Raw genomic sequence first — 13,645 nt, 5'->3', positions numbered from 1 at the left:
CGATATGGTAAGGACACGATTAAACTCCTCATAATCCGTCTTTCTGACCCCTGACCCCTGATCCTTGCTGTAAACCCTTATGCAAAAATCAGTATTAGCCCGCTGGGGGACAATTCAACACAAGCTGACTCCCTACTTGTTTTTGTTACCAGCCCTGCTGATCTTGGGTTTAACTGTATTTTGGCCGGCACTGCAAGCGTTTTACCTCAGCTTTACGCGCTACGAATACGATCTGACGCAACCGCCACAATGGATTGGTTGGGAGAACTTCCAACGACTGTGGACTGATGCTGTTTTTTGGCAGACTTTAGGAAATACGCTACTTTATCTAGTTTGCGTTGTTCCAGTTTTAGCGATCGCCCCCTTAGCACTCGCAATTTTAGTCAATCAAAAACTACGCGGAATGCACTGGTTTAGGGCAGCCTATTACACTCCGGTTGTCATTTCAATGGTTGTTGCTGGAATTGCCTGGCGATGGATTTATGATGGTAATGGTTTACTCAACCAGATTATTCGGCAAATTGGTTTATCAGAAAAAGGTATTCCCTGGTTAACAAGTCCGCAGTGGGCGCTGTTTAGCGTGATGGCAGTCACTGTATGGAAAGGATTAGGTTATTATATGGTGATTTATCTTGCTGGGCTGCAAGCGATTCCCGCCGACTTATACGAAGCTGCTGCGATCGAAGGTTCCGATGGCATTCGCAAACACTGGGATATTACAGTACCGTTGATGAGACCTTATATTGTGTTAGTAGCCGTAATTTCGGCGATTTCTGCGACAAAGGTGTTTGAAGAAGTTTATATCATGACGCAAGGCGGACCACGCAATAGCTCGAAGACGATTGTTTATTATCTTTATGAGCAAGCCTTCCGCAACCTAGAAATGAGTTATGCTTGTACGATTGGGTTAGTTTTGTTTTTAGGTATTTTAGGTCTGTCCATTATAAATCTGAAGTTGACAAATCAACGCGTCTAAAACTACTAAGTAAGTAAATGAAAATATTGGTCATTAGTAACTGGTAATGGGTAAAAATATTGCTCAACTTTTTATTACCAACACCTATCATTCAAAATCGATTTTCATATTCCAAAATTGCCCGCGTTTCTCCTGTAATATCTGTCGCAGCACGGACGCGAAATTGATCGTTTAGTCGGTAGTTCAAACCGATACGCGTTGGGTCATCCGATGTCAAAACTCGCAAGACAGAAACCGAGAGATTGCGCGAGACATCAATACCTGCTTCTGCGGCTAATTCGAGTGCCGAAGTTCTCCCCCCAGATTCTGTACCAACTGTCGGAAATAAACGCAACTCGGATAAACCAAAAGCATTACCAATATTCGTTACCGCACCTTGGAAGTTACCTAGTAAAGCTGTCCCTGCCAAGTTAGCAAGCCCTAGAACACTATCCCCGCGTCCTAAAGTATCAATAAAACTACCACCGAGTAAAGCCACAATTTCTGACTGACTGCGTGAAGGATTGCTCGTCAGTTCTAAATTATCAAAAAGTTGACTCGCAGGACCTTGAACCTCAGCCTGTACGCGCACCGTTTCAAAACCACCTAAGTCAGTTGCCAGCGGTTGTGTAATATCACCCGATAAGGGTGAAGTCGCAACTCTAGTGCGCGTGACTTCTGGGACTCGCGTCACTAAACGAATATCCAATTCGGGGTCGAGTCCTTGATTCGGTTTAAACGTGGCTGTATGTTCGTAACCTCGCGCCAAAACAAACTGAGTCGTAAATAAATTCACGCCACCACGACGTAACCGAATCATACCATTTGGGCGCAGATCGTTGAGTGTACCACTCACATTCAGTGAACCTGTTGCCTCTAGATTGATAATCGGTGGACGAGTTACTTCTACTCCGTTGCCTAGTGTTAGTTGTAAGTTATTCAACTCAAAATTTGTAGTTCCCTCTTGATTAGCAGCAAAGTTTGGCACCGAAGCGCTAGTAGGTGTTGTCGTACCTGGTGTCGAACCATTTCCGTTTTCTTCTGGAATAGATATTGCACCTTGGGCGAGTTCAACTTGCCCGCCAATTACTGGGTTGAGGACACTTCCCGTCACAATCACATTTCCGCTAGCACCACCACGATATAACCCGTCAAGATTGAGCGTTAGCTGATTGAGGTTGACAGTCAGCGGATTGGCAAAGTCTGGATCGGCGGGTGAAAAACTACTAAAGATGGGAATCACACCTTGCGCGACAACATTACCGCGCGAGAAATTACCTTGAATGCTATCAACTTGGATGCGGTCAAGATTGAAGTTGATTGTTCCTGTAACATCGGTTAAAGGTTCAGGCAAAGCCTGGGCTGTAATTGTGGCATCATTAATCGTTGCAATTCCTGTGGCAACAGGTTCTTGCGTTGTCCCGCGTACTTGTAATTGTACTTGTCCTTGTCCTGATTCCCAGGCAACAGCATCTGTTAATAAATTAAGTAATGCCAAACCTTCGTTTTGGACGTTAATATCTAAACTAATTTGGTCGCTATCAGGCGTGACTGAGGCGAAAGGTAACTCTAGAGGTATGCTACCAGTAATGACGATTGGCTCAGGTCCAGTGACAACGATATTACTACCAATGTTAAATCGCGCATTTGCATAGCTAAAGCTTGCCGTTGCTGATTCGACAGGTCTATTATTCAAGGTTCCGGCGCTGAGTTCTAATTCTCCGATCGCTTGCGGATTTTCTACTGTTCCAGCTAAAGTTGCTGAACCATTCAATTGCCCAGTCACATCGATAGGCAAATCGACAAAATCCGTTAGCGTGTTGATCGGAAAATTCGTTACCTGTAATTGACCCGATTGTTCTGTACCGCCAATTTGCCCTGTAAAAGCAAGTAGCGACTCATCCGATTGAATTCGTAGAGGAAGGAGTGTCAAAACACCGTCTTCAAAGTTACCTTGAGCAATCACTTGATCCGCATTGTAATCACCCCATTGCCAATTCTGACCTTGCAAATCAAAATTAGCCGTGACACCAGCTTGCAAAGAACCACTCACCGCAACCGTGCCACCAAATGTTCCTTGAAAATCGGCGAGTGCAGGTAATGGCGACGCATCTTGACGCTGTTGGCGCTGTTGTTGCAAAAGCGTTGTGATTTCTGAATAACGGCGGATTTGAGTTAATAATGGTGCATCGGGTATTCCGACAGGCGTTGTATTCAGCGTGCTAGCACCAGCATACGTTGGTGCTTCTAACCCGCGTTGGAAATCTTCTAAATTAAAGAACCGCAGTGCTGTTAACACGCTTTGTACTTGACCATTTGCAACATTTACTTGCGCCTCAAATTCAGGTCCACTTGGAGTTTGCGTTACACTTCCTGAAAACGCATAGCGACCATCTCCTTGAATAAACTCGCCTCCGGTAAGCGTTCCTGTACCATCAGCAAAGTTAACTTGTCCAACAAATTGATTTCCTGTCAGCGTTCCAATTGCAGGATCAGCGATCGCAATATTTCCCGCAACCGCAAATGTTGTCGGATTTACCGTGAGATCGCCCGTAAGTTGTCCTGAGATCGGCGCATTACCTAATATCGGTAAATCAGGTGTTAACTCCAGCGCCGCCAAGGGAAAATTCTCGATATTGACTAACAGATTTTCGCCGACACTACGCCCTCTAGCAACTGCGGCATCGCGCCGTACTAGAAAAGAAACCGGACGATTCTGTGCATCTAAATTCAACGTAATTTGATCTTCACCGCCAGAAACATCTAACTGTAACCCATCAGTTGCTGTTAGCTGAACATTCCCTGTTAACTGTGGGGCAAAGGCTAAATCATTCACTGCCAAGTTTTGCAGTTGCAACGCACCGACAACATTCGGCGCGGTTAAAGTTCCCGTGATGTTACCTGTAAAATCTGCACTTCCGGCAAGATTCCCAGCTGCGGGTAACTCAAAAGGTAAATCTTGTAAACTGTAATTTTGTGCTTGGACATTGAGATCTAACTCGGTGACTTCGGGGACACCCGATGCTGTTTGTACTAAAATCAGTCCGTTGGCGTTTAAATTCGGTGCGGTAGCTTGTTCGACAATGATGCGATCGCCAACCCACCCAATCGTTGCTGTTAGCGGTTGCTGTACAGGTCCAATTCCTTGGGAAAAGCGTAAATTTCCAACCGCGCGCACATCGGCTAAATCAAACGAGTCTACAGTACCTGCGACGCGCAACTGACCATTTAACTGACCTTGCAGTTGTTCCGAAAACCGCGCGAGTTCTACTTGTGAAGCATTAACTTGCGCTTGCCAGCGACCTTGTGCGAGTTGAATATTCGCGGCAGTCACTGTCCCACCCGCAACATTTAAACGTCCTGAACCGGTACCGACAATTGTTTCTGGTTGAAACGCCGTTGTTGCCCCAGCTAGATTAAACGTTCCTGTCAGCGCGCCTTGAAACTGCGGTGGCACTTGGGGAACCAAAGAACCAAGTTGAACGCCCGATGCTTGAACTTGCGCTTGCCAGCGACCTTGTGCGAGTTGAATATTTGAGGCGGTAACAGTTCCACCCGCAACATTTAAACGTCCTGAACCTGTCGCCTGAATTTGGTCTGGCTGAAACGATGCGGTAGTACCCGCAACATTAAATGTGCCACTAATCGGCGCTTGCAGGGCTGGTGGAACTTCTGCCACACGCCCTAACTCAACGCCTGATGCTTGTACAGTAGCTTGCCATTGATTATTCGTTAACTGTCCGGCGGCGCGCAGCGTACCACCTGCAAAATCAACAGTGGTATTGCGAAATAGCAAGTTTTGTGCATTAGCAATTAAGATTTGACCGCGTGCCGGATACGTTGCGTTGGCCGCTTGCCAATTGACAATTGTTTGCGGTTGCGTTGGCGAACCGACAACATTAGCGCGTGCTTGAATCGTCCCAATTTGAAAATCCGGTGCAGCACCATAAAGCCGCGCGATCGCATCGCCAGGAATATTCCGCGCATCGAGATTAAATCCTAATCCTGGCGTGTCTCCAATCCGTAAAGTACCACCGCCAGTAATTTGACCGCCCACAGTAGGTACAGCTTGAATGTCTTTAAATGCAATCACCGATTCTGTCGGCGCAAATGCAAATCGCGCACTCAATTTTTTAAAATCAACTCGGTCAATTCGCGCTTGCTTCGTCGTCCTGACGCTACCTGATAGTGTCGGCTTTTGGATAGGTCCGCTAAGTTGAACTTCCGCTCTTGCTTCGCCTGCGACGGGTACAGGCAGATCTAATTCTAAGGTTTTTTGGGCATTCGCAAAACTAACCGTTGGCACTCTTGCCGCAATATTAAAACCTGCTTCGGTATCGAGTACGCCGTTAGCGATCGCAGGAATACTACCGTAACTCGTTTGAACGTTATCGAGCCAAATTTGCGTACCCTGAAAACCAAGTGTGCCACTCGAATTATTAAACGCCTGCGGCAGTTGCTCAACTTGTGCGGTGACTTTTCTTAGCTGTGCAGTACCAAATAGCGCGGGTTCTTGTGCTTGTCGCAATTGCACGTTTAAGTTACCGTCAACGCGTCCACCTTGCAGATCGATCGGCAAATCAATCAAGCGCGTAACTTCTGAAGCAAGGACATTTTGCGCTTGAATTTGTAAATTGGTGCGTTCGGTGCTAAGCTGCGATTCACCTTGAATTTCAATATTCCCCTCAGTTGCTAAATTGCCACTGATGTTGTAGCGAATTAATTCGTTATTATCTAAAAATTGCGCAAATCCATTACCCTGGCTAACTGTAACCGATGCTTTCGTTGTTTTGTTCGCAATCGGTTCGTTTCTTGCCTCAGGATCTGGTACGAGGACGACATTAGCATTACGAAAGCGAATGCGATCGAGTTCAGTACTAATTGGTCCTGTTCCTTCTTCGGCTGCTAAAGTGGTAGAAATCCAGCGTCCCTCCGCATCTTGCTCTAGATAAACATCAGGATTGACTAACGTAACATCGAGTCTTAATGTGCGAGTAATTAATAGTTGTAATGGGTTAAAAGTCACATCTACGGCAGTTACAGCAGCGCGGTCTGGATCGGTCGCAGTTGCGGGAATTGCTGAAGCACCAAAGCGTAAACTCGTTGGGGAAAAACTTTCTACCCTTCCTAATTGCACCGGTCGATTGAGCGTTTGTGTTAAATTGCGTTCTACAAGTGGTGCTAACTGCTCGTTGACGAAAGTCCACAACCACCAACCACCTGCTACAAGTCCCAACAATAAAGGAGCACCGATGGCGATTCCAGTGCGATAACTTAATAACGATCGCGATCGCTCGGAACGTTGTTCGGTTTGGTTATCGAGATCAGGAGGATTCTTCATTGAAGTTTATGGGTTGTCACTTGAAGGCTACTGATGACGCGAAGGACAAATGGCACACTTATAAAATACCGATATCAGTATCAAGTAGCTAGTAAATTATGCAATTGTAGTTACCGTTTCTGTTACAAATGATTGCTGAAATTTGTAACTGTACCATAATCCATAAAGAAGGAGGGGATCAATGATTACTCCCATGCGTGTTTTTGTGTTGTTATTTAATGCCCGCACCGAGAACGAAGGTATTCATACGATTCGAGTCGGCGATCGCAATCGCGTTTTGATGTTTGAAGCCGAAGATGACGCGACTCGCTTCGCGCTGATGCTAGAAGCCCAAGACTTCCCCTCGCCGACGGTTGAAGCCATGGACGCTGAGGAAATCAAGGAATTTTGCGAAAGCGCTGATTATGATTGGGAACTGATTCCTGAAGGCGGGTTAGCGCTTCCTCCCGAAACTAATGTCAAGGAGACTGACTGGCAGCTAGAGACTCAATCTGAAGAACCTGATCCAGACTTAGACGCTATTCGGCGTAAATTGGAAGGACTACTGTAATACAAAGCATACGATCTCAAAAGCAGGAGCAAACAGCATGATTCAAGCAGAGGGGCGCGGTCATTTATTGACAGAACAGGTCAATACTAATAGTCGAAACTTGGATCAGTTGAGTTCCTTAGAGTTTGTCGAACTTTTTAATCAGGAAGATCAAAACGCGATCGCGGCTGTCGCGGCGACAAAACATGAACTCGCTGCGGCAATTGATCATACCGCCCAAGCCTTGCATCACGGAGGTCGCTTATTTTATATTGGTGCGGGCACAAGTGGCAGATTAGGCGTGTTAGACGCGGCAGAGTGTCCGCCGACGTTTTGTACTTCTCCTGAACTCGTTCAAGGAATTATTGCGGGTGGGGCTGGTGCTTTGGTACGCAGTTCCGAAGATTTAGAAGACAAAGCCGAGGACGGATACAATGCAATCGCCCAGCGTCACATTACGCAACTCGATGTTGTCGTCGGGATTACAGCCGGTGGCACAACTCCCTACGTCCACGGTGCTTTACAAGCCGCACGCGAACGCGGCGCAACGACAATTTTTATCGCCTGTGTACCTGTAGAACAAGTTGCTGCTGACGTTGATGTTGATATTCGCCTGTTGGTAGGACCCGAAATTTTAGCAGGTTCAACGCGCCTCAAAGCAGGCACTGCAACGAAGTTAGCCTTGAATATGCTTTCGACTGGGGTGATGGTGCAGCTAGGAAAAGTTTACGGTAATCGCATGGTAGATGTTGCTGTTACTAATACCAAGCTACGCGATCGCGCCATTCGGATTTTGCACGATCTCACAGGTCTCGACCGCGCTGCTGCGGCTACACTACTAGAGCAAAGTGGAAATTGGGTAAAGCTAGCGTTGCTCATGCATTGGACAGGCGTTACCAAAGAAGAAGGCGATAAACTTCTAGCTCAACACAATGGCAATCTTCGCGCTGCTGTTTCTAGCTATAAAGGTGTCTAGTCATTTCTCTCGATCTGCAACCAATTAATTCATGGCGCAATGCTGTTATGACCGATCTTTATTTGCGATCGCTCAATAACTCAATTTATTTAGAAATGCGATCGCGGAGTGTGTGTCGCACAATCGCTTCTCCCAGAATTCTCAATGCGATCGACTAACTACATTTAGCGAAACGTAGACTTATCAATTACATTTTTCCTCTTCATTTTTTAGTAGCTTTAATTGTGCGTCATCATTAACTTTTTTCAACTTATAGTAATATTCTCTTACAAGAGTTAGTTGAATTGCCATCAAGTTTTAATGTCGTTTGATAACTTATGCAAACTCCTATCTGAAAAATATCCTGCCGTCTTTGCTAGTTGGGTGTTAGGTACACCACAAACTGAAGTTAAAGCCCTCAAAACTGAATTAAGCATTGAACCAATTCGCGCGGATTACGTGACATTTTTGCAGGTACAAGGGCGCATTCTTCACTTGGAATTTCAAACTGTAATTGCATCAACTCCACCGCTACCGTTGCGAATGCTCGATTATTGGGTAAGGTTGTATTGGTTATATCGCCTTCCGATTACGCAAGTAGTAGTATTATTACTCCCAAGCGCACCAGAGACAATCATTGAAAATTCCTTCAACGTAGAAACGACTCGTCATGAATATCGCGTGCTGAGACTGTGGGAGGAAGATGCTGCACAATTTCTAGACAATCCCGCATTGTTACCATTTGCATCTTTAACCGCAACAACGCAACCGCAAAGTTTATTACAGCAAGTTGTACAACGAGTCAATCAACTGGAAGAAGTTGAACAACGTTCAGAAATTTCCGCTTATACGCAAATCTTAGCGGGGTTAAAATACAACAAGGAGTTGATACAACGAATATTTCGGGAGGGGATGATGCGCGAGTCAGTAATTTACCAAGAAATCTTGGCTGAGGGTGAGCAACAAGGACGGGAAGTGGAAGGGCGATCGCTTGTACTGCGTCAACTGAATCGGCGTGTAGGAGAGTTACCGCAAGATCTGCGAACTCAAATCGAATCTTTGTCGTTAGAACAATTAGAAAATCTGGCTGAAGCCTTGCTAGACTTTCAGAGCATTACAGATATTGACGCTTGGTTAGCCGAGAACCGTTAGCGATCGCTCAATAACTCAATTTATTAGAACTGCGAGCGCAGAGTATGTGTCGCACAATCGCCCTTAAATTATAATAGTTGTATATTCATTCTTTGCATTGAATAAAGATTAGTTATGCCTATCAACTGGCGGGAATATATTGTGACTGATTCGGATGTGCTACGGGGCAAGCCGAGAGTTAAAGGAACTCGGATTCCGGTTAGCTTGATTCTGGGTTATTTAGCGGCGGGCAGTACCCATGAGCAAATTTTGCAAGAGTTTCCAGACTTAAGACGGGAGCAGATTTTAGCTTGTCTCGATTATGCTCGCGATTTAGCAAGCTTTGAAATTATTGCCTCGTGAGCTTGATATTTTTCATCGACCAATGCGTTCCTGTTTCGATTGGTCAATTTCTGCGGGAAGGTGGTCACAGAGTATTGATTTTAAAAGACTATCTTCCGATTGAGTCGCCTGATGAAATAGTGATTGCTAAAGCCCAAGAATTGGCGGCAATTTTAGTATCACTGAATGAGGATTTCGGTGACATTGTGACGTATCCTCCAGCCAATTATAGCGGTATTGTTTCAATTCAACTTCGGAATCATCCTGAAATTATTCCGCGATTGATGCCAGGCTTGTTAAATTATTTGTCTATTCATAATGATGCAGAACATTATCAAGGCAAGTTGTTGATCGTAGAGGTGAATCGAATTCGGATTCGAGAGTAAGATTGTGCGATCGCCTATGATGTGAAATAAACTATTGTCCTATTTATAAACCCCAATTGATTACTAGCTCAATTTATCAGCAATGCGATCGCTCACTAGTTACATTTATCACAAATGCGATCGCGGAGTGTGTGCGAAGCCCAATCGCCCCATTAATAAACCCCAATCGCTCATTAGCACAATTTATCAGAAATGCGATCGCCTTCTTCTCAAAATTTTCTACTCGCCAATTCATTACCTTGGTTTAGTTTTACTATCTTGTACTGACGTATCAGCAAAATATTGGTAGAGGTCATCAATGATGCGATTTGCTCCGATCGGACCTCCAGCACTTGCCCAATCCACTGCGTATACTTGTTTATTTTGGACAGCTTTTAACGTTGACCAAATAGGTTGTTCTAGAAACTGTAATGACATTAGATCTTTATGTTCCTTGTAGACGATAACAAGAAATAGAAAGTCAGCATCCCATTCAGGTAAAGTTTCACTGCTTATATTATCTAGGTAGCCATTTTTAAGGTCTTTATAAGCTTGTATGAACTGCAAGCCTGCATCATTCATAACCTGCCCGTAAGTAGTAGCACTCGGACCGTAAGCGGTCATTCGTGAGCCGTAAAGGTGAAGAATTGATACGGTTTTGTTCTCTAGATTTGCTCCTAGCTCCTCTCGGAATTTTTGAATTCGATCGTTGTACTTAGCTATAATTTCCTCAGCTTGTTCACTTCTGTGTAGTATTTGAGCAAGGAACTTTAGCTCTTTTTTGAAGTCTGCTTCATCACTAGGATTGATTGCAACTGTAGGCGCGATCGATGAGAGGAGTGGATAACTTTGACTCTGCCATTTATGCGCCAAAATCAGATCAGGTTTAAGGCTGAGAATTTTTTCTAGAGAAGGCTGCCCAATATCACCAATAACGGGAACATCAGCAACCAATTCGCTTAGTGCATCCTCACCAATACAGTCGCGACAGGGTGCATACCCGACTGGCTTTATGCCTAATGCAAGCAGGGAACCAAGAATGCCACTGCCATCTAGTGCAACAACGCGCTGGGGATGAAGGGGAACTTCAACTTGACCGAAAGCACTGCTCACAATTTGAGTGTTTACGGGCGATTGTACAGCAGTTAACCTTTGGCTTCGCTTGAGCCACAGACTATTGCAGGCGGTAAGTGTGACAACCGTAAGAGCGGTTAGGAGAAGCAGGAACAAAATTTTTTGAGTAGTGCTAGTTTTCATTAAAACAATCAACTTTCAGCCGCAGCCGTAGGTTAAAACGTCCAACTAATAGAGCCAGTAACGGTAAGAGGATCGGCTCGGAATAACCCAGCATCGAAATACTCTACATCAAATAGATTACGGATATTAATTGCTGCATTGAACCGATCTCGGCGGTAGTAAAGCGCTGCATCAGTGCGGAAGTAATCTCCTAATGTGAATGAGTTCTGCAAATTCGCTTGTCGATCGCTGACATAGAATAAACCTAGTCCAAATCCTAAACCTTCTAGATCACCCTCCTGAATTGTGTAGGTTGTCCAGAGGCTCGCTTGATTCTCTGGTACACCTGTCAATTGATTGCCTTCCGGAATCGAGTTATCTTCCGTAACTTCTGCATCGGTGTAGGCATAGGAAACAATCATATTCCATCCCGGCAAAATCTCGCCCGTAACGTCTAATTCAATCCCTCGGCTTCGCTGTTCGCCAACCTGAACGGAAAAACCTCGCGCAGCCAAAACCGGATCGGGATCAGGCGTAACTACGTTTGTTCTGGTAATTTCGTAGGCTGCTAATGTTGCTGAAAGTCTTCCATCTAGCCAATCCGTTTTTACTCCTACTTCATATTGAGTGCCTCTAGTCGGCTCAAAGGGTTCACCTCCACCACCTTCATTGAATAAACCGAATACAGGAGGAGGTTGGAATGATCGGCTGTAGCTGGCATAGAGCGCAACGATATCACTAGGCTGATACACCAATCCAATTCTGGGGCTAAATGCGCTGTTGTCACTTGTTCGACCAGGTCTAAAATCTCCTTCACCTATTGATGAGATCCAGTCAAAACGACCACCAATCAATAGATTGAAGTTGTCTAGAAGAGCAATTTGATCTTGAACATAGACACCATAGGATTCAATTGTGTCTTGATTTTCTCCACGATCGTAGATAGGTTCTGGAATATCGTCATTATCGTAATCTGGATCAGAAATATCTAGATTGGGAGGAGGATTGGTAGGAAAACCAAAATTTTGAGCGTTGGCAACATTGCTGTAATCAAATCCGACAAGAATTTGATGTTCAATTGATCCTGTGTTAAATTCCCCAAGTAAATCAATCTGAGCAAAGTAGCTGTTCCAACTGAAATCATTAATAGAGTTATTCCCTATCACCAGAAACCGATGGTCTGCCAGTTCTGTTCCACTACTCTCTTGAGTGTCAAAGTCTGAATTGTTGGCAGCAAATGCATGACGCAACTGCAAACTATCGCTGAATTCATGACGTAGTGTATAGCCATACCTTTGAGTTGTTGCCTCAAGAGAATTGAACTGGGGATAGCCAGGATAGAAGTCTCTGGGGAAAATGGTGCTGCCGTCGGAAAGTCTACCAGGTAGTTCAGTACTATCTACTAAGGTTTCGAGATATTCGTAGTATAGGTTTATCGCCGTTTGATCGCCCAAATTTAGTGTAATTGTGGGTGCAATTGAAAACAGGTCGGTATTAACAAAGTCTTGAAAACTCTCTGCACTCTGATAGGCAGCAATGAAGCGATACAGCACAGTATCATCATCAGTTAGAGGACCTGAGAAATCAATGCTGGGCTGAAAAAAGCCATAGTTTCCTACTTCAAGCGCCACATTATAATAGGGTTCGCTCAGGGGTTGTCGGGTAATCACATTGATGACCCCACCTGGCTCTAGCCCTCCGAATAACACTGAAGCAGGACCTCTAAGAACTTCTACCTGCTCGACTGTGCCAATTGCAGATAAGCCCCAAAAACCAAGGTCACGGAAGCCGTTGCGTAGGGTTGAACCACCACCATCGGAAGTACCTTGCTGAAAGCCTCTGATGATACTAGCGCCTACTCCAGGCACACCCGAAAGACTAAAACCTTCAACAACACCAGGAACAGTTTCGACAGCCTCGGTTACGCTTCTCACGTTGCGATCTTCTAAAACTTGTTGTGGCACAACCGTAATTGACTGCGGAATATCGCGCAGCGGCGTATGCGTCCTTGTTGCAGTCGAAGCATCCGGCACCCAATATCCATCTTGCTCACCTGTCACTACGATCGCAATTGAGTCATCCTCCTGCGGTGTTTCACTTGTCGGCGGCGTGGGGGATGTTGCAGTGACTACCCCAACAATTAAACCCGTATCACTATCAAACAACTCAACTGTGGGTAACGCGGTTTCTCCTGTGACTGTTACTCGTAGAGTATTTGCATCAAAATTTGTGACTGTTATTTCCGTAACACCATCAACGGGTTTTTCCGAACGAAATGTAAAAGCATCGCCACTGGGTAAACGCAATTGTGCATTCGGAATATCTGCAATATAGTTATTGTCACTACTGCGATTTGTCACTTGCAGTTGTTCGCCAAAAGGAGTTTCTAAAACCACCTCTACACCTTGAGGAGTGGGGACTGCTCTTACTGCTGTAATTTGGATGGGAGATGAAGTATTAGGAGTTGAGGATTGCGAAAATAAATCTTTGACGCTCGTTGCTGGTAACTCAATTTCGTTGAGTCTTTGAATTTTTGTAGTAGTAACAGACTGGTTGCGATCGCTTCGTTGTGGATTACCCTCCTCAATTCCCCCTTGCAAAGTGGGAACGCTGGATTTTACTCCCTCTGCCTGTGCGGTGGAAGCCATCAAAACCGACAGCGCCATTACCATCAATGCCAATTGCAATCGACCCCTCATCCTCTCACACCTTTTGAAAATCTTTATCAAGAAATATCAGGGTGATGCCATGCTTGAAAAGCCATTATGAGGGGCTAGACGGATTTTATTTG

General features: G+C 45.0%; 9 protein-coding genes. 6 read left to right on the top strand and 3 right to left on the bottom strand.

Features of this window, described 5'->3' with window-relative positions:
- Positions 1 to 79: 79 nt before the first annotated feature.
- Complete coding sequence (locus GLO7428_RS02450) at positions 80 to 976, top strand: carbohydrate ABC transporter permease (RefSeq protein ID WP_015186971.1); 897 nt, start codon at positions 80 to 82, stop codon at positions 974 to 976.
- Positions 977 to 1,067: 91 nt separating this feature from the next.
- Here GLO7428_RS02450 and GLO7428_RS02445 read toward each other — a convergent pair whose 3' ends face one another.
- The gene (locus GLO7428_RS02445; protein WP_015186970.1) at positions 1,068 to 6,296 is read right to left on the bottom strand and encodes a translocation/assembly module TamB; all 5,229 of its coding nucleotides are present in this window, start codon (positions 6,294 to 6,296) and stop codon (positions 1,068 to 1,070) included.
- Between the two features lie 193 nt (positions 6,297 to 6,489).
- On the opposite strand from GLO7428_RS02445, the gene GLO7428_RS02440 reads away from it, so the two are divergent.
- From GLO7428_RS02440 to GLO7428_RS02420, 5 genes are all read left to right on the top strand, one after another.
- Positions 6,490 to 6,846 (top strand): DUF3110 domain-containing protein, encoded by a 357-nt coding sequence (locus GLO7428_RS02440; RefSeq protein ID WP_051038489.1) that lies wholly within the window; start codon positions 6,490 to 6,492, stop codon positions 6,844 to 6,846.
- 37 nt (positions 6,847 to 6,883) lie between these two features.
- Complete coding sequence (gene murQ / locus GLO7428_RS02435) at positions 6,884 to 7,801, top strand: N-acetylmuramic acid 6-phosphate etherase (protein WP_015186968.1); 918 nt, start codon at positions 6,884 to 6,886, stop codon at positions 7,799 to 7,801.
- A gap of 300 nt (positions 7,802 to 8,101) precedes the next feature.
- Positions 8,102 to 8,932 (top strand): DUF4351 domain-containing protein, encoded by an 831-nt coding sequence (locus GLO7428_RS02430; protein WP_015186967.1) that lies wholly within the window; start codon positions 8,102 to 8,104, stop codon positions 8,930 to 8,932.
- A gap of 114 nt (positions 8,933 to 9,046) precedes the next feature.
- The gene (locus GLO7428_RS02425; protein WP_015186966.1) at positions 9,047 to 9,274 is read left to right on the top strand and encodes a DUF433 domain-containing protein; all 228 of its coding nucleotides are present in this window, start codon (positions 9,047 to 9,049) and stop codon (positions 9,272 to 9,274) included.
- Positions 9,271 to 9,639: a DUF5615 family PIN-like protein gene (locus GLO7428_RS02420; RefSeq protein ID WP_015186965.1), complete on the top strand. Its 369-nt coding sequence runs from the start codon at positions 9,271 to 9,273 to the stop codon at positions 9,637 to 9,639. The genes GLO7428_RS02425 and GLO7428_RS02420 overlap by 4 nt, the downstream gene beginning before the upstream one ends.
- A gap of 234 nt (positions 9,640 to 9,873) precedes the next feature.
- Here GLO7428_RS02420 and GLO7428_RS02415 read toward each other — a convergent pair whose 3' ends face one another.
- Both GLO7428_RS02415 and GLO7428_RS02410 read right to left on the bottom strand, forming a co-directional pair.
- Positions 9,874 to 10,731 (bottom strand): iron-siderophore ABC transporter substrate-binding protein, encoded by an 858-nt coding sequence (locus tag GLO7428_RS02415; RefSeq protein WP_231295538.1) that lies wholly within the window; start codon positions 10,729 to 10,731, stop codon positions 9,874 to 9,876.
- Between the two features lie 176 nt (positions 10,732 to 10,907).
- The gene (locus tag GLO7428_RS02410) at positions 10,908 to 13,553 is read right to left on the bottom strand and encodes a TonB-dependent siderophore receptor (RefSeq protein ID WP_015186963.1); all 2,646 of its coding nucleotides are present in this window, start codon (positions 13,551 to 13,553) and stop codon (positions 10,908 to 10,910) included.
- Positions 13,554 to 13,645: the final 92 nt, after the last annotated feature.

Origin of the sequence: Gloeocapsa sp. PCC 7428 (assembly GCF_000317555.1) — a bacterium.
In the GTDB taxonomy this organism is placed as follows: domain Bacteria; phylum Cyanobacteriota; class Cyanobacteriia; order Cyanobacteriales; family Chroococcidiopsidaceae; genus Chroogloeocystis.
The sequence above is the reverse complement of the archived record's forward strand: the minus strand, read 5'-3'. Positions and strand labels throughout refer to the sequence as shown.

Excerpts from the sequence above, each read along its gene's own strand:
- GLO7428_RS02450 (WP_015186971.1), top strand. The coding sequence starts at position 80 with ATGCAAAAATCAGTATTAGCCCGCTGGGGGACAATTCAACACAAGCTG.
- GLO7428_RS02445 (WP_015186970.1), bottom strand. The coding sequence starts at position 6,296 with ATGAAGAATCCTCCTGATCTCGATAACCAAACCGAACAACGTTCCGAG.
- GLO7428_RS02440 (WP_051038489.1), top strand. The coding sequence starts at position 6,490 with ATGCGTGTTTTTGTGTTGTTATTTAATGCCCGCACCGAGAACGAAGGT.
- murQ (WP_015186968.1), top strand. The coding sequence starts at position 6,884 with ATGATTCAAGCAGAGGGGCGCGGTCATTTATTGACAGAACAGGTCAAT.
- GLO7428_RS02430 (WP_015186967.1), top strand. The coding sequence starts at position 8,102 with ATGTCGTTTGATAACTTATGCAAACTCCTATCTGAAAAATATCCTGCC.
- GLO7428_RS02425 (WP_015186966.1), top strand. The coding sequence starts at position 9,047 with ATGCCTATCAACTGGCGGGAATATATTGTGACTGATTCGGATGTGCTA.
- GLO7428_RS02410 (WP_015186963.1), bottom strand. The coding sequence starts at position 13,553 with ATGAGGGGTCGATTGCAATTGGCATTGATGGTAATGGCGCTGTCGGTT.